The sequence below is a fragment of the Saccharopolyspora sp. NPDC002686 genome (genome assembly GCF_040295745.1).
GTDB classification, from domain to species: domain Bacteria; phylum Actinomycetota; class Actinomycetes; order Mycobacteriales; family Pseudonocardiaceae; genus Saccharopolyspora; species Saccharopolyspora oryzae.
Genome location: NZ_JBEOVY010000044.1, coordinates 1 through 20,342 on the forward strand (window position 1 = coordinate 1; position 20,342 = coordinate 20,342).

The following is a 20,342-nucleotide window of genomic DNA, read 5'->3' on the forward strand; positions in this document are numbered from 1 at the left end:
GGTCGAACTCCGGCGGCGCGGACATCATCGCGTTGGCCCGGCCGCGGGTCTCCTCGTCCATGCCCAGGCCCTGGTCGGCGATCGACGGGTCCGAGGTCACCGCGTAGCCGACGCTGGCGCGCAGGGTGATGGGCATCGCGTGCACCACGATGTCGGTGTTCATGTGCGCCGCCACGCGGTCGCGCAGGGCCTCCGCGGCGGCCTCGTCCGGCAGCAGGCTGACCACCACGAACTCGTCGCCGCCGATGCGCGCGACGGTGTCGCCTGCGCGCACCGCCAGCTGGATCTCGCGGGCGGCGGCGATCAGCAGCTGGTCGCCGACCGCGTGACCGTAGCGGTCGTTGGCCGGTTTGAGCTGGTCGAGGTCGGCCAGCACCACCGCCAGCACCCCGTTGCCGCGCGCGAGCTGCTGGAGCCCGTGGTCCAGGCGGTCGGCGAGCAGGGCCCGGTTGGCCAGCCCGGTCAGCGGGTCGTGCAGCGCCAGGTGGGCCAGGCGGGCGTCCACCATCCGCTGCTCGCCGATGTCCTCGTACTGGCTGACCACGAACGCCGGCGATCCGTCGGCGCCGGGCACCGTGGTCGCCCGGATCAGCATCCAGATCGGGCGGCCGTCCTTGTGCCGGTAGCGCTTCTCCAGGTTCACCGAGTCGATCAGGCCGGAGGCCAGGTCCTCGAGCGCGGCGTTGCCCTGCTGCTCGTCGTCCTCGTAGGTGATGTCGGCGAACGACATCGACAGGATCTCCTCGCGCGAGTAGCCGAGCATCGAGCAGAGCGTGTCGTTGACCGCCGTCCAGGCGCCCTTGAGGTCCAGCAGCGCCATCCCGATCGGGGCGTTGGCGAAGCTGCGCTGCCACAGCAGCTCGGCCTCCCGGCGCTGGGTGATGTCCTGGATCTGGGAGAGGAAGCAGATCGGGTTGCCGCGGGCGTCGCGGATGAAGGTGCGGGACACCAGCGCCCAGATCAGGCTCCCGTCGGAGCGGATGTAGCGCTTCTCGAGGATCTTCTCGGACTCCACCGGCCCCTCGCGGTCGATGTCTTCCGGGTGGGTGACCTCGCGGTAGTCCAGCCCCTCGAGCTCCTCGGGCTGGTAGCCCAGCAATCGGCAGAGTGCGGCGTTGACGTGCAGGTAGCGGCCCTGCAAGTCGAGGATGGCCATCGCCGCGGCAGCTTGGTCGAAGACGCGCTGCCAGGGCAGGCCAGCAGCGCCGTTCGGCTCGGATGCGGACATGAGAACCGAACCATAGCCGGAGGACCTGCCCCGTGCAGCGAGCGGTCGGTCAGGCGTCGCCCCGGTTCATGGCCAGGAGGCGGTCCAGCACCGCCGGTGAAGCCTTCACGCCGTCGTGCTCGTACTCGTTGGTCACCCACACCCGGGCGCCTCGCACCTGCTCGGCGGAGGCCAGCGCGTGGTCGCGGTCGACGAACATGTCGTCGTGGTAGACCGCCGCGGCCACCGGGACGTCGTTGCGGGCCAGCTGGTCGAGGTCGTAGAGCGCGGGCCAGTCGCTCTTGGCGGCGAGCAGGTCGGCTGCCCCGCGCAGCGGCACCAGCGACGGGTCCTGCTCGAACAGCCAGGGGTAGATCATCTCGCCGGTGAAGTTGACCCGGCCGGCGGTGGTCCAGTCGAACTCGGGGAACTCCTCGCGCACCCGGTGCGCCGACCACCGCGACGCGGTGCCCTGGCAGTAGATGGACTCGTGCAGCACCGCGTAGAGCGGCCGAGCGGCGAAGGAGACCGCCGCGTCCACGCCGCGCAGGAACGTGTCGGAGAGCGCGCCGCCGATGAACGCCTCTTCCAGCTGGTAGTGCAGCGCGTCGAACTGCGAGGCCTGGCCGAACTGGATGCCCAGGGCCTGGAAGCGCTCCGGGGTCAGCCGCTCCCCCGTCGGCATGATCACCTCGTGCTCGGCGAGGTGCTCGACGATCCGCCGCGCGATGTCGGCGTCCTGCGGGTAGCGCGCGAAGTAGGCGTCGTTCTTGCGCAGCGTGCGCGGGTAGGCCGCGCGGTAGACGTCGTCGGCGTCGCCGGTCAGGGTCGGGATGCCGCCGGTGATCAGCACCTGCCGCAGGCCCTGCGGCGCGAGCGACAGGTAGGTCAGCGCGCAGAACCCGCCGAAGCTCTGCCCCAGCACCGACCACGGCTCGTCGCCGATCAGCTGGGCGCGGACGGCTTCGGCGTCGCGGACGATCGAGTCGGCGCGCAGCAGGCTGAGGTGTTCGGCCTGCTCTGCCGGGGCCAGCCCGGCCAGGCTCTGCCGGTTCGCCGGAGTGCTGCGCCCGGTCCCGCGCTGGTCGAGCAGCAGCACCCGGTAGTCCTGCAGCGCGCGCCCCAGCCACGCGCTGGTGCTCAGCGGCCGGTCCGCCTTGCCGCCCGGTCCGCCCTGGAGGTAGACCAGCCACGGCAGCTGCTGGTCCTGCTTGGCGGGCGCGACGACCTCCCTCCCGAACACCTCGATCTCCCCGGCGCCGGGGTCGTCGTGGCGCAGCGGAACCCGGAACACGTGGTCCCGGGCGACCAAACCCGGACGGCGGTAGCCGACGGACATGCCAATTCCTCCAAAGTGGACGTCGTGAGCGGCGGTGGTGGTGCGGACGACCATCGCCGCTCAGCCAACCAGGTCGCAGCGAGTCGTGAGCGTAGATGGTCGCAAGGACCACCGTCGCCGCTCACGGGAGCGGGGCGCCGCGGTGGGCTACCCTCTCCGTCACCGGTCGAGCAGAGTGGGGAGCCATGGCGGGGACTTCGGTGGGTCGCGCCGTCGAGCAGATCCGGCAGATGATGCGCAGCCAGGAGTTGTTGCCCGGGCAGCCGCTGCGGCAGGAGGCTCTGGCCGAACGCCTGGGGGTCAGCCGGGTCCCTGTGCGCGAGGCGCTGAAGGCGCTCGAGGCCGAAGGCGTGGTCCGCCACCAGCCGAACGTCGGCTATACCGTGACCCGCTTGTCGTCGGAGGAACTGCGGCAGGCCTACCTGATGCGCGGGGCGCTGGAGGCGGTCGTGCTCCGCGAGCTGCCGCGGTTGAGCGCGGCGCAGATCGTCGAGCTCGGCGAGCTCAACGACCAGATCGCGCAGGCGGCCGACGAGGTCGACGTCCTGCGGATGACCGAGCTCAACCACGACTTCCACTTCGTGATCTTCCGGGCTTCGGGGCTGCGGCTGGTCGTCGACGAGATCGAGCGGATCTGGAAGATGACCGAGGCGTACCGCTCGGTGTACCTCTACGACGAGGCGGCGCGGCGCCGGATCGTCCGCGAGCACCGCCAGCTGATCAACGCCCTGCGCCGCGGCCACACCGAGAAGGCCATCGCGATCATGGATTCCCACCGCGACGCCACCCCGGCCCAGCTCGCCCCGACCCTGGGCTCCGGCCTCCAGCTCCCGGGCTAGCCAGTCCACTATGGATGTTCAGGCAGTCCGCAGGGGAACACCCGGACCTCGCCGGGATCGTCGCCGCTGACCAGGACGACGGCGAGCCAGCGGCCCGACACCGGCCGCCGATTTCGCCGTCCCGCGCAGATTGCATTCAATTTTGTATGGACCGCGGGTGTTCGGCGTGCCAGACTCGGCGCCATTCGGCGAGCGCGGAGGGATGGACATGGCGGACCTCGAGTACCAGGTCAAGGATGGGATCGGGACGATCCTGCTCAACCGGCCGGGGCGGAAGAACGCCTTCACCATGGAGATGATCGACCAGTGGGCGGCGGCGATCCGGTCCGCTCGGTTCGACCCCGAGGTGCGGGTGCTGGTGCTCACCGGTGCTGGTGACGCGTTCTGCTCGGGTGTCGACCTGGACGACTTCACCGCAGGCGAGAAGGCCGTGCTGGACCACAAGACGATCCTGACCGAGCGGATCCACCAGGTCGCGCTGGCGTTGGAGGACTTCGACAAGCCGGTCATCGCCGCGGTCAACGGCGTCGCCGTGGGTGCGGGCATGGACATGGCGCTGATGTGCGACATCCGGTTCGTCGGCGAATCCGCGCGGATGTCCGAGGGGTACGTCCGCATCGGCCTGGTTCCCGGCGACGGCGGTTGCTACTTCCTGCCGCGGCTGGTCGGCACCGCCAAGGCGCTGGAACTGCTGTGGACCGGGGATTTCATCGACGCCACCACCTCGGTGGAGCTCGGCATCGCCAGCCGCAGCTACCCCGACGACGAGCTGATGGAGCAGACCTACGCCTTCGCACGTCGTCTCGCGGACGGTCCGCCCGTGGCCATCCGGGCCATCAAGCGGACCGTCTACCAGTCCGCGCGCACCGACCTGCGGACCTCCCTCGACCTGATCTCGTCGCACATGGCCGTCGTCCAGTCCACTGAGGACTCGGCGGAGGCGATGCGCGCGTTCAAGGAGAAGCGCAGCCCGAAGTTCCACGGTCGGTGAGCGCCGTGGACGGGTTGCTGCACCCGCGGGCGGTGGCGGTCGTCGGGGCTTCCGAGCGTTCGGCGATGGCCGGCCGGTTGACCCGCTACCTGCGCGATTTCGACGGTCCGGTCTACCCGGTGAACCCGAACTACCAGCAGGTGCACGGTCTGCCCTGCTACCCGTCGCTGCTGGAGCTTCCCGGTCCGGTCGACCTGGTGCTCGTGATGGTCCCGGCGGCGCGGGTGCTCGCGGTGGTCGAGGAGGCCGGACGGGCTGGGGCGTCCTGCGCGGTCGTGCTGTCATCGGGGTTCGCCGAGGTGGGCGCGGACGGACGCGCGTTGCAGGAGCAGCTGGTCGAGGTGGCCCGGCGGTACGGCTTGCGGGTCATCGGGCCGAACTGCCAGGGCTTGCTCTACCGGCCGACCGGTTTGGCAGCCACGTTCACCGCTGCCGCGGACGGGGAGCAGGCACCTGATTCCGGGATCGCCTACGTCGGGCAGAGCGGGGCGCTGGGCGGCAGCTTCCTGGGCATGGCCGGGGATCGCGGGATCGGGCTCACCGCCTGGATCAGCGTCGGCAACCAGGCCGACATCACCGCGACCGACGCGGCCGAGCTGCTGGTCGCCGATCCGAACGTCCGCGTGCTCGCGTGCTACCTGGAGGAACTGCCCGACGGAGCCCGGTGGCAGCGGCTCACCGCGCACGCCGCTGCGCTCGGCAAGCCCGTCGTCGTCCTGCGTTCCGGGCGTTCCGCCGCGGGTGAGCGGGCCGTCGCCTCGCACACCGGCGCGCTGGTCCGCGCCGGCACCGCGTTCGACCTGCTGACCAGCGAATCCGGTGCGATCCAGGTGGACGACCTGGACGAACTGCTGGACACCGCGGTGGCGCTGACCGCCGAACCCCGGCCGAGGGGCCGCCGGATCGGCGTGATCACCAGTTCCGGCGGTGCCGGCGGATTGGCCGCCGACCAGGCCGAACCCGCCGGTTTGGTGCTGCCCGAGCTGGACCCGGCCACCCGGGACGTGCTGGCGCCGCTCATCCCGGCGTTCGGCAGCGCGGTCAACCCGGTGGACGTCACCGCCCAGGTCATCGACGACGCCGGGCAGTTCGGCGCGGTGTGCGATGCGGTCGCCGCATCCGACGAGGTGGACGCCGTGCTGGTGGTGCTGACCACCATCGGCGGCGAGGCGGCGTTGGAGGTCGCCGAGTCGATCCTGCGGGCCGCCAAGCGCAGCACCAAACCGTTCGCGGTGGCCTGGCTCTACTCGCACGAGCAGATCGCCGAAGCCGGTTCGGTGTTGCGGCGCAACGGGATCTCCGTGCTGGGCACGACCACGGCCGCGCTGCGCCTCATCGCGCACTTGGTGCCGCGGGAACATCGCCGGGCGGAACGGGCAGTTCCCCGTGGTCTGGCACGTTTCCTCGACCGCCCCGAGCTCACCGAGGCCGAAGGCGCGCAGCTGCTCGACGCGCTGCAGGTCGACAGGCCGCGTGGGCGCGTGGTCGAGCCCGCCGATGCTGCCCGGGCCGCGCGGGAGTTCGGCGACGAGGTCGTGCTGAAGGTCCAATCCCCTGATCTGGCGCACAAAAGCGACGTCGGCGGCGTTCTCGTCGGCGTCCCCTCCGAACGCGCGGGCAGCGCGGCCCAGGACATGCTCGACACGGTCGCAGCGAATGCTCCCGACGCGCGCATCGACGGTGTGCTGGTCCAGGAAGTGGTTCCGCGCGGCGTGGAGCTGCTGGTCGGCGTGCAGGGCAGCGAGCACGGCTACCCGCCGGTGCTGACGGTCGGGATGGGCGGGACCACCGCCGAGCTGAACCCCGACGTCGTGTCCGCGCTCGGACCCGTCGACGCCGAACGTGCCGTCGCGCTCCTGCGGGAGCTGCGCGGATGGCCGCTGCTGGACGGGTTCCGCGGTCGCCCGCGCTGCGATGTCGACGCGGCTGCCGCGGCGATCGCATCGATCTCCCAAGCCGCCGCCGAACTCGGCGACGAGCTGGGCGAACTCGAGATCAACCCGCTCGTGGTCCACCAGACCGGCGCGGTGGCCGCCGATCTGGTCGTGCGGAAGGAGGCACCGTGAATCCGTTGGCCGAACTGCGCCGGGAGGTGCGGGAGCTGTGCCGCGAGTGGCGGGAGGCGGGCCGGTACCGGCCGCGGCCGGACGCCTGGTTGCGGTCGTTCGACCTGGACTTCAGCCGGGAACTGGCCGGACGCGGCTGGCTGGGCATGACCTGGCCGCGCTCGGTCGGCGGCGGCGAGCGGTCCAACCTGGCGCGCCTGGTGCTCACCGAAGAACTCCTGCGCGCGGGCGCCCCGGTGGCCGCGCACTGGATCGGCGACCGGCAGATCGGACCGTCGATCCTGCGCCACGGAACCGCCGAGCTGCAGCAGGAGATCCTGCCGGGCATCGTCGCCGGGGACTTCGTGTTCTGCCTGGGCATGAGCGAACCGGACGCCGGCTCGGACCTCGCGGCGGTGCGCACCACCGCGACCCGCGTACCGGGCGGCTGGCGGATCGACGGCCGCAAGATCTGGACCAGCCACGCGCACCGGGCCACGCACGCCTACCTGTTGGCGCGCAGCGAGAAGTCCGAGGTCAAGCACGCGGGGCTGACCGAGTTCGTGCTGGACATGAACGCCCCCGGGGTGTCGGTGTCGCCGATCGTGGACATGGCCGGGTCGCACCACTTCAACGAGGTGGTCTTCGAGGGCGTCTTCGTCCCGGAGCACCGGGTGATCGGTGCGGTCGGCAACGGCTGGCAGCAGGTCACCGAGCAGCTCTCCTACGAGCGCGGCGGACCTGAGAGGGTGCTGTCCACCTACCCGGTGCTGGCCGAGCTGCTGGACACCGCGGACGAGGGCCTGGCGGCGGAAGTCGGTGAGCTGGTCGCGCGGTTGGCCTCGCTGCGCGCGTTGTGCGCGCAGGTCGCGGAATCGCTGGACGCCGGTGAAGCACCTGTCCAGGCCGCCGCCACGTTGAAGTACCTCGGCACCGCGTTCGAGCGGGACGTGCTGGAATGCGCGCGGCGGGCAAGCGGATCCGGGATCGTCGCGCCTGAGAGCGTGCTGGGCGAGGCGATCCTCGCGTCCCCGGGGTTCAGCATCCGCGGCGGTTCCTCCGAGGTGCTGCTGTCCATCCTCGCCAAGCAGGAGGCACGACGTTGAGCTTGATCGCTGAAGTCGCCGCCGACGTGCTGTCCGGAGCCGATCCGCAGGCGACCGGGCTGCACCCGGTGTGGTCGACGATGGTGGAACTGGGCTGGCCGCAGGTCGGCGTGGACGAGTCGCGCGGCGGCGTCGGCGGAACCCTGCAGGACCTGACCGAGCTCGTGGCCGCGACGGCCGCGCACGGGGTGGGCGTGCCGCTGGTCGAGGTGTCGGTTTCGCGCTGGATCCTCGGCGCAGAGCTGGAAACCGCTCCCCTGGTCGTCACCACCACCGATGCCGCCGCCGTGCCGTGGGCGCGCTACGCCAGCCACGTCGTGGTGCGTCCGGAGCGGGAGCCCGCTTTCCTCGTCGAGCGCGGCGAAGTCGAGCACGGCGAGAACCTGGCAGGTGAACCTCGTGATGCGCTGCGAGCGTCCGGAGCCACGACTCCCCTGCCGGACGCGCCTTCGCACGAAGACGTGCTCGCACGCTTGGCGCTGCTCAACTCCGCTGCGCTGCTCGGCGCGGCACGCGGGGCGTACGAGCACACGCGCGAGCACGTCACCAGGCGCGAGCAGTTCGGTCGTCCGCTAGTCGCGCTCAAGGCCGTGGCCAATTCGCTGGCGGAGATGCGCGTTCACCTCGTCGCCACCGAAGCCGCCGTGTCCCGCGCTGTGCGCGCGCAGAACTCCGAGCGAGCACTGGTCGCGACAGCGGCGGCGAAGATCACCGCGGCGCGGACGGCCACCAGCATCGCTCGGACGGCGCACCAGCTGCACGGCGCGATGGGCGTGACGCGGGAACACCCGCTGCACCACGTCACCCGCAAGTTGTGGGCGTGGCGGGACGAATGCGGCACCGAGCGGGACTGGTCGACACGCCTGGGACGAACCGCGCTCGCCTCGGGCGAAGCGGAGCTCTGGGACCGGTTCACCGCCTGAGCGGTGGAATTCGGGGGGTTGCGGCCCGGTTCAAGCCGTATCCTGGTTTCCGTGACGACGGCACCGGAATCCTCGTCCCACACCGGCCCAGCGATCCCGCGCGGTCAGGGCGGCGATGCGCTCTCCGTCGCGGCGCGGGAGATCTTCGCCGAGCGCGGCTACCACGGCGCGTCCATCCGGGACATCGCCAAGCGCGCCGGGTTGAGCCTCTCCGCGCTGTACTACTGGCACTCCAGCAAGCAGGAGCTGTTCGCCGGGCTGATGGAGGACAGCGTCAACGACTACGTCCGCACCTGCGACGCGGCGCTGCACGCCTGCGGTGACGATCCGGCCGAGCGGTTGCGCGCGCTCGTGCGCGCCACCGTGGACTACCGGGTGCGGCGGCGGGTGGAGAGCACCATCGCCGCTCGGGACGCCCGCAACCTGGATCCGGTGCACGCGCAACGGCTCGCCGAGCTGCGGGAATCCGCGACGCGGCTGTTCCAGGACATCATCGACGACGGCGCGCGGTGCGGGCGGTTCCGCTGCGAGCACCCCGCCGAAGCGCGCCGCGCGATCCAGGCCGCGTGCAACGCGATCCCCCAGTGGTACGACCCGGAAGGCGACACCGACCCGGCCGAGCTCGCCGACCGCTACGTCGCCATCGCCCTGCGCATCGTCGGTGCCTGACACCGGGATTTCGCCTGCTCGTTGACCTCCAGTGCTGTGGAAGTCCTAGCGTTCGTGGCGTGATCGAAGACCTCGGGACGGAACCCGCAAGCCCCGTGCGCCGGGTTCCCCGCGTGCTCCTGCCGTTCCGGCGCAGCGCCTACCGCAGGCTCTCCGCCGCATTGTGCTTCACGCTGTTCACCACCGGTTTGTGGACCGTCGGGCAGGTCTGGGAGGTCGTGCGGATCGGTGGCGGCGCCAGCCAGCTCTCGTTCGTCGCCGCCGCGGCGTCGCTGGGCGCGCTGCTGCCCATGCTGCTCGGCGGCGCGGTCGCGGACCGGGTGGCGCAGAAGACGATCCTGCTCGTCGTGCAGGGCGTGCACTTCGTGCTGCTCACCACCGCGGCCGTGCTGTCGTTGACCGATCAGATGCAGCTGTGGCACCTGGTCGCGATCGGTTTCCTCGGTGGAACCGCGGTGGCGTTCTACTTCCCCGCCTACTCCGCCTGGCTGCCCTCGTTGCTGGCCGAGGACGAGCTCATGGCGGCCAACGGGTTCGAGGGCATGGTGCGCCCGAGCATCCAGCAGGCCGCCGGTCCCGCGCTCGGCAGCCTCATCATCACGGCTTTCGCGCCGGGCGCGGCGATGGCGGTGGGCGCGGTGCTGGCGTTCGCGGCCTGGTGCACGTTCTGGACCGTGCCGCGCACGCCGGTGCGCAGTGTCGAGGGGCCGGCTCGCGGTGTCTTCGCCGACATCGCCGAGGGTTTCCGGTACATGCTGGCGACGCGGTGGTTGGTCGCTTCGCTGGCCTTCGCCTCGCTCATGGTGATGGTGATGATGGGGCCGTTGCAGGTCGTGCTGCCGTTCCTCATCAAGGACCGCCTCGGCGGTGGTGCCGGGGAGCACGCGCTGGTGCTGGCTACGTGGGGAATCGGTGGTGCGGTCGGATCGCTGGTGATGGGCTCGCTGCGGATGCCCCGCCGCTACCTGACCACCTTGCTGGGGTTGTGGGGTGTGGCGGGCCTGCCGCTGTTGGCGGTTGCCGCCGCCAAGGAGATCTGGGTGGTCACCGCGGCGGCCTTCTTCGTCGGTGCGCTGTTCTCCAGCCCGATGGTGCTGTGGGGCACGCTGCTGCAGCGCCGGGTGCCGCCGCAGCTGCTCGGCCGGATCACCAGCCTGGACTTCTTCGTGTCCATCGCGTTCCTGCCGCTGTCGATGGCCGTCGCCGGACCGGTCTCCGAAGCGATCGGCACGCAGGCGACGTTCGTCGTGGCCGGGATCGTCCCGCTGATCGCCGCGGTGGTGGCCGTCGTGCTGGGCCGGTTGCCCGCCGACGAGATCGCGCACCCGCTCGACTAGTCCAGCAGTTCCACCGGGACGTCGACGTGGCGGGCGCGGAGGAACTCGCCGACCGCTTTGCCGATCGGGTCGACGCGCAGGTTGCTCGAACCGCCGGTGCCCAGCAGTCCGCGCAGGACGAAGTGCACCGCCCGCAGGTGCGGGAACTCGTGCCGGACGACGTCGAGGTCCTTGGCCTCCGGCATCAGCCGCCGCAGCTCCTCGGTGCTGAGCAGGTCGCGCAGCCACGGCCAGGCCTCCGGGTCTGCCACCCACAGGCCGACGTTGCTGTTGCCGCCCTTGTCGCCGCTGCGCGCGTGCGCGAGGCGGCCGAGCGGGACGCGGCGGGTTTCGCCCGGTGCCACCGGTCCTGGCTCCGGGTGCTGCGGTTGGCTCGGCTGTTCGGTGGCCGGTGGTGGGGCGATCGGGATCCGGGTGCCGTCGTCGAGCACCGCCTCGTGCGGGACCGCGTCGATCGCCAGCAACGACGGCCAGTAGTCGATGCGCGGTTTCGGCGAGCTGGACTGGCGGGCCGCGTTGTCGGTGTAGAAGCCGGGGATGCTGGACAGGAACAGCTCGCCGATCCCCTCGGCCAGCCGTGCCAGGGGTTCCCGGTCGGCGGCGGTGGCCATGATGCGGACCTGGACGGTGGCGTCCCACTGGCGTTCGGGGTCCTCGGCAGCGGTGCCGAGCGCGCTCACGTCGAGTTCGGCGTCCACCCCGGCCAGCAGCGCTTCGGCCTGGGCGCGGATCAGCTCGACCTTCTCCCCGATGTCCAGGCCGGTGGCGTAGACGCTGATGACGATCTGGTGGCCGATCGGGGCGAACACCGCGACCTTGGTGGTCGGGGGCGGTGGGGAGCCGGTGGTCCCGGAGATCTCCACCCGGTCCGGTGCGAGCTGCCGCAGCCGCACGGTGTCCAGGTGCGCGGTCACGTCCGGGTTGAGGTAGTGCGGGCCCTGGATCTCGTAGACCAGCTGGGCGGTCACGGTGTCGGTGGTGACCGCCCCGCCGTCGCGGGCGTGCTTGGTGATCACGGTGGTGCCGTCGGCGGCGATCTCGGCGACCGGGAAGCCCGGCGCGACCATCCCCGGCACCTGGGTGAACCCGGAGAAGTTCCCGCCGACCGCGTGCGGACCGCATTCGATGACGTGCCCGGCCACCACCGCGGAGGCCAGCTCGTCCCAGTCGTCGGTGCGCCAGCCGTGCCACCACGCCGCCGGGCCCGCAGTCAGCGACGCGTCGGTGACCCGGCCGCACACCACGACGTCCGCCCCTTCGCGCAGCGCGGCGGCGATGCCCCACCCGCCGAGGTAGGCGTTGGCGGCGATGGGCCGGTGGCCCCAGTCCGCCAGCGGCGCTCCGCTGTCCAGGCTCGGCATCGCGTGCCCGGCGGCCTGCAGATCATCCACTGTGGACAGGATGTTGTCGCCTTCGACGTGCGCGACCCGCAGCGCCGCACCGCTCTCGGCGATCATCGCGCGCACCGCCCCGGCCAGCCCGGCCGGGTTGAACCCGCCGGCGTTGACCACCACCTTGGTGCCGCGTTCGGCCAGCTCCGCGAGGTGCGGGCGGAGCTGGTCGAGGAAGTACTCGACGTAGCCCTTCGACGGGTCGCTGCGGTGCCGGGCCGCCAGCATCGCGAGGGTGAACTCGGCGAGGTAGTCGCCGATCAGCACGTCGCACGGGTCACCGGCCATCGCCTCGTCCAAGGCGCTGCGCCGATCGCCCAGGTAGCCGGAGAAACCACCGATCCGGATCGCCCGCGTCATCTTCTCGCCTCCACGTCGAGTCGCTGTTCACACCAGACCGAGGTCCTGCACCGCCTGCCAGGCCGATCGGGCCTGCCGCAGTTCGTCCTTCGCCCGGTCTTCGGCGTCGTATCCGTCGTCGCCCATCACCCCGGCCAGGTAACGGGCCCGCACCCCGGCCGTGATGCAGCACGACCGCCAGCGCTGGAACGCCACGTAGTACGGCAGGTCCGACACGTCGCGACCGGTCAGCGCCGCGTAGCGGTCGACCAGTTCGGTCCGGCCGGGGAATCCGGGCTCGGCGGTGGGGCCCGGGGTGACCGCCGGTGCGTCGTCGTCGGGCTGCGCCCACGACGCCACCAGCCAGCCGAGGTCGGCCAGCGGATCGCCCAGGGTGGCCAGCTCCCAGTCGAAGACGGCCAGCACCTCGCCGTCCGGCGCGTACGACAGGTTCCCGGGCCGGAAATCGCCGTGCACGATCCCGGTGCCCTGCTCGGGCACGTTGGCCGCCAAGGCGTCGTGCACCGCGTCCAGCAGCGCCAAGTCCGGGGCGCCCGACTGGTGCACCTGCCGCTGCCAGCGGTGGAGCTGCCGCAGCACGTAGCCCTCGCGGCGAGCGGTGCCGCCCAGCCCGACCGCGTCCGGGTCGACGGTGTGCAGCGCCGCCATGCACTCCACGGTCGCCAGCCCGGCCCTCCTGCGGGCCTGCGGTGAGAACGCCTCGACCGCGGCCGCATCGGCCAGCACGGTGCCGTCGACGAAGCCCATCACGTAGAACTCGGCACCGGTCACCTCCGCGTCGGCGCAGTAGGCCAACGGCTCCGGCACCGGGACGGCCGTGTCGTGCAGGGCGGAGATGGAGCGCCACTCCCGGCTCATGTCGTGGGCGGTGCTGAGGACTCCACCGGTGGGCGGCCGGCGCAGCGCTCGCACCACGCCGTCCGCATCGGTCACCCGGTAGGTCAGGTTGGACCGGCCGCCGGAGATCAGCGAGAACTCGACCGGCGCGCGCAGCCCGGGCACGTTCTCGCGCAGCCAGCGCTCGGTCGGATCCGGGTCTATCCCGCGGAGTTCCACGTCAGGCTCCGATGTGGTCGCGCAGCTGGCGCTTGAGGACCTTGCCGGTCGGGGTGCGCGGCAGCGGGTCGGGGCGGATCACCACGTGGGCCGGGACCTTGAACGCCGCCAGCCGCGCTGCGACGTGCTCCTGCAGCTCCGCGGGCTCGACCGGGGTCCGCAGGTTCACCACGGCCGCCACCTCCTCCCCCAGCTTCGGGTGCGGCAGCCCGATGACCGCGCAGTCGAGCACTGCCGGGTGCTCGAACAGCGCCGCCTCGACCTCCGCGCAGTAGACGTTCTCGCCGCCCCGGATCACCACGTCCTTGAGCCGGTCGACCACGTGCACCCAGCCGTCCTCGACGTACCCGAGGTCGCCGGTGCGGAACCAGCCGTCGACGAACGATTCCGCGGTGGCCTGCGGGTTGTTCCAGTAGCCGCGCACGATGTTCGGCCCGCGGAACCAGAGCTCACCGATCTCGCCGTCGGCCACCTCGTCACTGGTCGCCGGGTCCACGACGCGCAGATCCGCGCCCGGAACGCACCGGCCTACGCTGTCCGCGCGGGCGAGGTAGTAGCTGCCCGCGTTGCTCACCACCGCCGAAGTCGTCTCGGTCAGGCCGTAGCCGTTGGCCGGTGCGACGCCCGTGCCCAGGGCGTCGATGCGGTGCACGAGGTCCGGCGGGACCGGCGCGCCGCCCATGTTGACGCCGTCCAGCTTCCGCACGGCTTCGCCCTGCTCGACGAGATCGCGCATCACGGTCGGCACCCCGGCCGCGGTGGTCAGTCCTTCGTCGAGGATCAGCCGGGCCGCGACCTCCCGGTCCCAGCGGTACGTGGTGGCCAGCTTCGCCCCGGACAGCGTGGCGAAGTACATCGTGGTGAGCCCGGCGATGTGGAACATCGGGAACGTCAGCAGCACACCTGGTTGCGGCGCGTCGGGATCGCCCAGCGGCGGGAAGACCCCGTCGTTGGCCAGTGCGGCGTGCACCCGGCGGGCCACCACCGTGTTGAGCAGGTTCGTGCAGTGGTTGCGGTGCGTGGCGACCGCGCCCTTGGGACGGCCTGTGGTGCCGGAGGTGTACATGATCGTCGCGTCGTCGTCCGGGCTGATGTCCACTTCCGGCAGCTCGGCGCGCTCCGGCAGCGATGCCACGAGCTCGGCCCACGCGCGCACGCCGGGCGCCGGTGTTCCGCCCCGGACCTCCACGGTCGGGATCTCGCGATCGATCAGCGCCGTCCGCTCGGCATCGGCGAACACCAGCTTCGCGCCGGAGTCGGTCAGCCCGTAGCGCAGCTCGGCGTCGGTCCACCAGGCGTTGAGCGGGACCGCGACCAGCCCAGCGGCCTGGATCGCGAAGAAGACCACCGGCCACTCCGGGAAGTTGCGCATCGCGATGGCGACCCGGTCACCGCTGCTCAGCCCGTACTCCTCGCGCAGGCAGCGGGCGAGCCCGGCCACCAGCCGGAAGTGCTCGGCGAAGCTGCACCGGAAGTCCTCGTAGACCAGGAACTCCCGGTCGCCGTAGCCGCTGCTGAACAGCACCACGTCGCGCAGCGTCGCCGGTCCCCCGGTGTAGACGCGCATCGGGATGCCGCCGACGTCCTGCTCGACGATCTCGAAATCGCCGCCCGGCCCGATGAGTTCGGTCAGCAACCGCTCCCGCAGGTCCTCCGCCATCAAGCCCTCCTCGGCGCGTGGTTGAGCTCCAGTCCGGGGCAGTGCCACTCCATCTCGTAGAGGATTCCCCAGCCGGACGAGGTGATGTAGGCGGTGCGCAGGTCCGGACCGCCGAAGCAGATGTTGGTGACGTGCGCGTCGTGGCGGGGCGGTTTGAGCACGTCCTTGAGCTCGCCGTCCGGGCTGAGCACGCTGATGCCACCGGTGATCAGCGTCGCCACGCACACGTTGCCCTCGGAATCCACCGCGAGCGAGTCCAGCAGCTGGTAGCCGGGGAAGCCGTGCAGCAGCGCGGCGCCGGCGGGTCCGTTCCCGGTGCGGCGCAAGCGCCCCGGGCCTTCGACGTCCCAGTACCAGACGCGGCCGGTGGAGGTCTCCGCGACGTAGATCCGCTCGCCGTCCGGGGACAGCCCGACGCCGTTGGCCTCGGTCAGCGGGTAGGCGATCTCCTCGATGCGGCTGCCGTCGGGGGTCGCGTAGTAGAGCCCGCCGCGGTCGGTGTCGCGGGGGCGCCGCTTGCCCAGGTCGGTGAAGTAGAAGCCGCCTTCGGCGTCGAAGACGATGTCGTTGGGGCCACGCAGCCCGCGACCTCCGACCTCGGCGTAGAGGTCGGTGACGGTGCCGTCCATCGTGACGCGCTGGATCCGGCCGCCGGTGTAGTCGTACGGCTGCATCCCCGGGACGTCGCGGCCGCGGATGTCCAGCCACTCGAAACCGCCGTTGTTGCACACGTACACCGCACCGTCCGGGCCGATCGCGGCCCCGTTCGGACCACCGCCGCAGTCGGCTACCACCGACACCTCACCGCCGGGACCGACCTTCGACAGGGTGCCGCGCTTGATCTCCACCAGCAGCACGGATCCGTCGGGGAGCGCCACCGGCCCTTCCGGGAACTGCAGTCCCGAGGCGATCTGCCGCATCTCGGTCATGGTGCTCCTCTTCCAGCTTGTCCACAGTGGATGTTGAGCGCTGCGAGAACCTGATCGGTGACATTAGGCTCGATCGCGCGGCGAGCACAAGGGACGTCCTTGACGCCACGTGGGAAGCCGCCATAGCGTTCGAAACTCCTTGGCGCACCGCACTCTGGAGGTTCCGTGACCACAACGGCCGAGCAGCGGGTCAGCTGCACCACCACCGACGGCGTGGCGGACGTGCGGATGAGCCGGCCGGACAAGCTCAACGCGCTGGACCAGGCGATGTTCGACGCGCTCGTGGCCACCGGTCTGCGACTGCGCGAGGACCCCGCGGTGCGGGCCGTGGTCCTCTCCGGCGAGGGCCGGGCCTTCTGCGCGGGACTGGACTTCGGCAACTTCGCGAAGATGGCCGACGGCGGCCGGTCCTTCGAACGCCGCGCGGCGACCACCGAACCGGTCGGCCCGGCCGAAGCCCGCGGCCAGCAAGCGGCCCACGTCTGGGCGACGATCCCGGTCCCGGTGATCGCCGCGGTGCACGGCGTGGCCTTCGGCGGCGGCCTCCAGATCGCGCTGGGCGCCGACATCCGCCTGGTGGCCGGCGATGCGCGGCTGTCGGTGATGGAGATCAAGTGGGGCCTGGCCCCGGACATGACCGGCACCCAGGTCCTCCCGGAACTGGTGGGCCGGGACGTGGCCAAGGAACTGACCTTCACCGGCCGCGTCGTCAGCGGTACCGAAGCGGCCGACCTCGGCCTGGCCACCCGCGTCGAGGCCGATCCGCTGACCGCAGCGCTGGAGCTGGCCCGCGAGATCGCCGCCAAGAGCCCGGACGCGATCCGCCACTCCAAGCGCCTGCTCGACATGGCCGGGCGCGCCACCCTCGCCGAGGGCTTCGCGGCCGAGCAGGAAGCGATCCGGGCCCTCATCGGCAGCCCCAACCAGACCGAAGCGGTCAAGGCCAACCTCGACGAGCGCACTCCGCACTTCACCGATCCCACCTGACCCTCCTCCACGATCGCGTCCCGGCGAACCCCGCTCGATCAGGGCGAGCCGGGACGTCGTGGCCAGGGCGGGATGAAATCGGGGTAGTCGGCGCTGACCTTCATGGGGAACTGCGCCGGGCGCTTGGCCAGGAACGCCTCGACGCCTTCCGCCGAATCCGCCGCCGCGCCGAGGTGGTTGATCGCCTTGGAGTCCAGGCGGTGCGCCTCCCACGGCGAGTCGGCGCCGAGCATGCCCCACAGCAGCTGGCGCGACACCGCCACCGAGACGCCGGAGGTGTTGTCGGCGATCTCGCGGGCGATCGCGCGCGCCGTCGGCAGCAGGTCGTCGTCCGGGACCACCCGGGACACCAGGCGTCCGGAAAGTGCTTCCTGCGCGCCGAAAACCCTGCCGGTGGCGACCCACTCCATCGCCTGCGAGATGCCGACCACGCGCGGCAGGAACCACGACGAGGCCGCTTCCGGGACGATCCCCCGGCGGGCGAAGACCAGCCCGAACTTCGCCGACTCGGCGGCCAGCCGGATGTCCGCGGGCAGCATCATCGTCACGCCCACCCCGACCGCCGGACCGTTGAACGCCGCGATCACCGGCTTGCGCGACTCGGCGATGCGCAACGCCACCGTGCCGCCGCCGTCGCGCGGCACGCCGTCGATCTGCCCCGCCGCCCAGCGCGTCGCGGCCCGCTCGTCGTTGGCACCGGCGTTGAACGTCTCCGCGCCCGCGCTCAGGTCCGCCCCGGCGCAGAACCCGCGTCCGGCGCCGGTGACGATCACCGCGCGGACCTCGTCGTCGGCGTCGGCGTCGTCGAACGCGCTGATCAGCTCGTCGCGCATCACGTGGGTGAACGCGTTGAGCTTGTCCGGCCGGTCCAACGTGATCGTGGCAATGCTCTCGGAGACCTCGTAGGTGATCTGCTCGCGGCTCATCGCAGCACCCAATCGCCGGTGAACTCGGGTTCGGTCTTGTTGATGAACGCCTCCTTGGCGGCCTGGCTGTCCGCGGTCGCGAAGTTGATGGTCTGGGCCCGGGCTTCGCTCTCCAGGGCCTCCCGGAAGCTCTGGCTGCCGACGGTGTTCAGCATCTGCTTGCTCTGCGCGAGCGCGATCGGCGGGCCCTGCGCGAGGCGGGCGGCCAGATCGGCGACGTACTCGTCGATCTCGGAGTCCTCCCGCACCGCGGTGACCATGCCGAGCTCGCGGGCCTCGTCGGCACCGATGATCTCGGCGAGCAGCGCCAGTCGCTTGGCCTGCTGCAGGCCGACGATCCGCTGCAGGAGCCAGGATCCGCCGAAGTCCAGGGACAGGCCCCGCTTGCCGAAGATCTGCGAGAACCGGGCGTCCGGGGTGCAGACCACCAGGTCGCAGCCCAGCGCCAGGTTCCACCCGGCGCCGACCGCCACGCCCCGCACCTTCGCCACCGACGGTTTCGGCAGCTCGTGCAGCGCTAGTGCGATCTCGTTGATGCCGTGCATCCGGTTCAGCGGGTGCTGCGGGCCGCGGTCGCCGCTGAGGTCCGCGCCCGCGCAGAAGTCGCCTTCCGCTCCCGTGATCACCAAGCACCGCACGTCGTCGTCGGCCGCGGCTTTCCCGATCGCCTCGTGCAGGCCGCGCCAGGCCGCCAGGTCCAGGGCGTTCTTGCGCTTGGGCCGGTTGATCGTGACCGTCAGAACGGGGCCTTCGTGCGCCACCCGGATCGCATCACTGTCCACTGTGCTCACCCATCGTCTCGGTGCCGGCCGTCGACCGGTCTCGGCGACTTGAAAACCTCTTGGCCTGCTGGAAGGGTCCAGGCGGACCAGTTGCCCAGGGAAGCGAGCCAGCATGTCCGAGGTGGAGTACCGGCAGTCCCGTTTCGCGGTCCCGACCGGGGCCACCGACGTCCTGCTGATCCGGCACGGCGAATCGGCCCCGGCCCGCCCGGACCGGCCGTTCCCGCTGGTCGACGGGCAGGGCGACCCGGAACTGGCGCCGCAGGGCCGGGAGCACGCCGAGCGCGTCGCGCAGCGGCTGGCCGACGCGGGCCTGGACGCGATCTACGTGACCACGCTGATCCGCACCGTCCAGACCGCCGCACCGCTGGCCGCGCGCACCGGCCTGACCCCGCAGGTCGAACCGGACCTGCGGGAGGTGCACCTCGGCGAGTGGGAAGGCGGGCTGTTCCGGCAGAAGACCGCCGAGAACGACCCGGTCATCCAGCGGATGCACGCCGAGCAGCGCTGGGACGTCATCCCCGGCGCGGAATCCGGGGCGGCGCTGAGCGCCCGCGTCCGCGGCGCGATCGAGCGGCTGGCCGCGGCGCACCCGGACCAGCGGATCGCGGTGTTCACCCACGGCGGCGTGATCGGGCAGGTCCTGGCGCTGGCCACCGGATCCCGCCCGCTGGCCTTCCTGGGCGCCGACAACGGCTCGATCTCCCGGATCGTGGTGACCGCGGACCGGTGGATCGTCCGCAGCTTCAACGACTCCGCGCACCTCGACTCCGATCTCTCCGCACAGGCCGCCGCGCTGAGCTGACCCGTCGTGGGGGTCTCCCCCTCGCTACTTCAGGCCCAGCGCGCGGACCGCGTCCGCCGGGTTCCCCTGCGGCAGGACCGCGATCGCCGGGGTGGTGACCCCGTTGTCCACGTACTGCTGGATCCGTTCCCGGCAGTGCTCGGCCGGGCCGTGCACCACCAGGTCGTCGACCACGCTGTCCGGGATCGCCTCCAGCGCCGCCTTGCGGTCACCGGCGTCCCACGCCTGCCACATCGGCGAGAGCTCCTCGCGGCCCAGCCACTCGTGGAAAGCCCGGTACACCGGCACGTTCATGTACGCCGCGATCTGCCGCCGCGCGATACCGCGAGCGGTGTCGGCGTCGGCGTCGGGCATCGCGAAGATGCGGGCCACGACCTCCTTGCCCTCGCCGCCCTCGTGCACGTGCGGGACCACCGCGCGCACGTCGTCGGGCGAGAGCCAGTTGATGATCGCGCCGTCGCCTTCCCGGCCCGCCAGCCGCAGCATCCCCGGCCGCAGCGCCGCGACCAGCAGCGGCGGCGCCGGCTCGGCGACCAGACCGGCGGTGAAGCCCTTGACCTGGAAGGTGTCGTAGGTCTCGGTGACCTTCTCCCCGCTCAGCGCCTTGCGCAAGAACCGCAGCGTGTCGCGCACGCGCTTGTACGGCTCCTCGAACGGGATGTCGTTCCAGCGCTCCACGATCACGTTGGACGAGGTGCCGATGCCCAGCGCGAACCGGCCCGGGGCGGCCGCGGCCAGCGAGGCGGCGCTCATCGCCAGCGTCGCCGGACCGCGGGTGTAGACCGGGACGATCGCGGTGCCCAGCCGCAGCTTCGGGGCCCAAGCGCTGGCCAGCGCGAGCGGGGTGAACGCGTCGGCGCCGTTGGACTCCGACGACCACACGTCCGTGTAGCCCAGGTCCGGCAGTTCGGCGATGAGCTCGCGCTGCTCGGCCAGCGGAATGCCCTGGAACGGCACCGTGATGCCCCAACGTCGTTGCACGAACAGTCC

General features: G+C 71.6%; 18 protein-coding genes. 9 read left to right on the forward strand and 9 right to left on the reverse strand.

From position 1 onward, the window contains the following. Positions 1 to 1,228, reverse strand: a 1,228-nt coding sequence (locus ABTZ89_RS08605) for a sensor domain-containing diguanylate cyclase (RefSeq protein ID WP_351041881.1), incomplete at its 3' end; no start/stop codon positions are given. A 49-nt stretch (positions 1,229 to 1,277) separates the two neighbouring features. Beyond that, positions 1,278 to 2,546 (reverse strand): alpha/beta fold hydrolase, encoded by a 1,269-nt coding sequence (locus ABTZ89_RS08610; protein ID WP_351041884.1) that lies wholly within the window; start codon positions 2,544 to 2,546, stop codon positions 1,278 to 1,280. Between the two features lie 185 nt (positions 2,547 to 2,731). On the opposite strand from ABTZ89_RS08610, the gene ABTZ89_RS08615 reads away from it, so the two are divergent. From ABTZ89_RS08615 to ABTZ89_RS08645, 7 genes are all read left to right on the forward strand, one after another. After that, a complete protein-coding gene (locus ABTZ89_RS08615) occupies positions 2,732 to 3,385 on the forward strand; it encodes a GntR family transcriptional regulator (protein ID WP_270952485.1) in 654 nt (217 codons plus the stop codon). A gap of 208 nt (positions 3,386 to 3,593) precedes the next feature. Beyond that, positions 3,594 to 4,376 carry an enoyl-CoA hydratase/isomerase family protein gene (locus ABTZ89_RS08620; protein WP_351041887.1) on the forward strand — a complete coding sequence of 261 codons (783 nt, stop codon included), beginning with the start codon at positions 3,594 to 3,596 and terminating at the stop codon, positions 4,374 to 4,376. After that, positions 4,373 to 6,442, forward strand: a complete 2,070-nt coding sequence (locus tag ABTZ89_RS08625) for an acetate--CoA ligase family protein (RefSeq protein ID WP_351041890.1) — start codon at positions 4,373 to 4,375, stop codon at positions 6,440 to 6,442. Before ABTZ89_RS08620 ends, ABTZ89_RS08625 begins: the two co-directional genes overlap by 4 nt. Further along, positions 6,439 to 7,527 (forward strand): acyl-CoA dehydrogenase family protein, encoded by a 1,089-nt coding sequence (locus tag ABTZ89_RS08630; protein ID WP_351041893.1) that lies wholly within the window; start codon positions 6,439 to 6,441, stop codon positions 7,525 to 7,527. The genes ABTZ89_RS08625 and ABTZ89_RS08630 overlap by 4 nt, the downstream gene beginning before the upstream one ends. Beyond that, the gene (locus ABTZ89_RS08635) at positions 7,524 to 8,450 is read left to right on the forward strand and encodes an acyl-CoA dehydrogenase family protein (RefSeq protein ID WP_351041896.1); all 927 of its coding nucleotides are present in this window, start codon (positions 7,524 to 7,526) and stop codon (positions 8,448 to 8,450) included. The genes ABTZ89_RS08630 and ABTZ89_RS08635 overlap by 4 nt, the downstream gene beginning before the upstream one ends. A gap of 51 nt (positions 8,451 to 8,501) precedes the next feature. Beyond that, positions 8,502 to 9,119: a TetR/AcrR family transcriptional regulator gene (locus ABTZ89_RS08640; protein WP_351041899.1), complete on the forward strand. Its 618-nt coding sequence runs from the start codon at positions 8,502 to 8,504 to the stop codon at positions 9,117 to 9,119. A 59-nt stretch (positions 9,120 to 9,178) separates the two neighbouring features. Beyond that, complete coding sequence (locus tag ABTZ89_RS08645) at positions 9,179 to 10,456, forward strand: MFS transporter (protein WP_351041901.1); 1,278 nt, start codon at positions 9,179 to 9,181, stop codon at positions 10,454 to 10,456. On the opposite strand, the gene ABTZ89_RS08650 is transcribed toward ABTZ89_RS08645, so the two are convergent. Genes ABTZ89_RS08650 through ABTZ89_RS08665 form a run of 4 tightly spaced genes read right to left on the reverse strand, consistent with a single transcriptional unit; the run spans position 10,453 to position 15,852 of the window. After that, positions 10,453 to 12,207: an acyclic terpene utilization AtuA family protein gene (locus ABTZ89_RS08650; protein ID WP_351041903.1), complete on the reverse strand. Its 1,755-nt coding sequence runs from the start codon at positions 12,205 to 12,207 to the stop codon at positions 10,453 to 10,455. The two genes, ABTZ89_RS08645 and ABTZ89_RS08650, sit on opposite strands and share 4 nt — an antisense overlap. Before the next feature lie 27 nt (positions 12,208 to 12,234). Then, complete coding sequence (locus ABTZ89_RS08655; protein ID WP_351041906.1) at positions 12,235 to 13,263, reverse strand: phosphotransferase family protein; 1,029 nt, start codon at positions 13,261 to 13,263, stop codon at positions 12,235 to 12,237. Between the two features lies 1 nt (position 13,264). Beyond that, complete coding sequence (locus tag ABTZ89_RS08660; RefSeq protein ID WP_351041909.1) at positions 13,265 to 14,923, reverse strand: class I adenylate-forming enzyme family protein; 1,659 nt, start codon at positions 14,921 to 14,923, stop codon at positions 13,265 to 13,267. Further along, a complete protein-coding gene (locus tag ABTZ89_RS08665; RefSeq protein ID WP_270952495.1) occupies positions 14,923 to 15,852 on the reverse strand; it encodes an SMP-30/gluconolactonase/LRE family protein in 930 nt (309 codons plus the stop codon). Before ABTZ89_RS08665 ends, ABTZ89_RS08660 begins: the two co-directional genes overlap by 1 nt. A gap of 165 nt (positions 15,853 to 16,017) precedes the next feature. Between ABTZ89_RS08665 and ABTZ89_RS08670 the strand changes: the two genes are divergently transcribed. Beyond that, positions 16,018 to 16,839: a crotonase/enoyl-CoA hydratase family protein gene (locus ABTZ89_RS08670; RefSeq protein ID WP_351041912.1), complete on the forward strand. Its 822-nt coding sequence runs from the start codon at positions 16,018 to 16,020 to the stop codon at positions 16,837 to 16,839. 38 nt (positions 16,840 to 16,877) lie between these two features. Here ABTZ89_RS08670 and ABTZ89_RS08675 read toward each other — a convergent pair whose 3' ends face one another. Together ABTZ89_RS08675 and ABTZ89_RS08680 are read right to left on the reverse strand one after the other, a co-directional pair. Continuing rightward, positions 16,878 to 17,765, reverse strand: coding sequence for a crotonase/enoyl-CoA hydratase family protein (locus ABTZ89_RS08675; RefSeq protein WP_351041915.1), 888 nt, complete (start codon positions 17,763 to 17,765; stop codon positions 16,878 to 16,880). After that, positions 17,762 to 18,556, reverse strand: coding sequence for an enoyl-CoA hydratase/isomerase family protein (locus ABTZ89_RS08680; protein WP_351041918.1), 795 nt, complete (start codon positions 18,554 to 18,556; stop codon positions 17,762 to 17,764). Before ABTZ89_RS08680 ends, ABTZ89_RS08675 begins: the two co-directional genes overlap by 4 nt. 103 nt (positions 18,557 to 18,659) lie before the next feature. Here ABTZ89_RS08680 and ABTZ89_RS08685 point away from each other — a divergent pair, with 103 nt between their 5' ends. Then, on the forward strand, positions 18,660 to 19,352 hold the full coding sequence (locus tag ABTZ89_RS08685) for a histidine phosphatase family protein (protein WP_351041920.1): 693 nt from the start codon (positions 18,660 to 18,662) through the stop codon (positions 19,350 to 19,352). Positions 19,353 to 19,376: 24 nt separating this feature from the next. On the opposite strand, the gene ABTZ89_RS08690 is transcribed toward ABTZ89_RS08685, so the two are convergent. Next, positions 19,377 to 20,333, reverse strand: coding sequence for an LLM class F420-dependent oxidoreductase (locus tag ABTZ89_RS08690; RefSeq protein ID WP_270952500.1), 957 nt, complete (start codon positions 20,331 to 20,333; stop codon positions 19,377 to 19,379). Positions 20,334 to 20,342 lie beyond the last annotated feature (9 nt).

What these genes read in the sequence shown, in the direction of transcription:
- ABTZ89_RS08650 (WP_351041903.1), bottom strand. Translation starts at nt 12,207, where the DNA reads ATGACGCGGGCGATCCGGATCGGTGGTTTCTCCGGCTACCTGGGCGAT.
- ABTZ89_RS08675 (WP_351041915.1), bottom strand. Translation starts at nt 17,765, where the DNA reads ATGAGCCGCGAGCAGATCACCTACGAGGTCTCCGAGAGCATTGCCACG.
- ABTZ89_RS08685 (WP_351041920.1), top strand. Translation starts at nt 18,660, where the DNA reads ATGTCCGAGGTGGAGTACCGGCAGTCCCGTTTCGCGGTCCCGACCGGG.
- ABTZ89_RS08665 (WP_270952495.1), bottom strand. Translation starts at nt 15,852, where the DNA reads ATGACCGAGATGCGGCAGATCGCCTCGGGACTGCAGTTCCCGGAAGGG.
- ABTZ89_RS08615 (WP_270952485.1), top strand. Translation starts at nt 2,732, where the DNA reads ATGGCGGGGACTTCGGTGGGTCGCGCCGTCGAGCAGATCCGGCAGATG.
- ABTZ89_RS08610 (WP_351041884.1), bottom strand. Translation starts at nt 2,546, where the DNA reads ATGTCCGTCGGCTACCGCCGTCCGGGTTTGGTCGCCCGGGACCACGTG.
- ABTZ89_RS08620 (WP_351041887.1), top strand. Translation starts at nt 3,594, where the DNA reads ATGGCGGACCTCGAGTACCAGGTCAAGGATGGGATCGGGACGATCCTG.
- ABTZ89_RS08660 (WP_351041909.1), bottom strand. Translation starts at nt 14,923, where the DNA reads ATGGCGGAGGACCTGCGGGAGCGGTTGCTGACCGAACTCATCGGGCCG.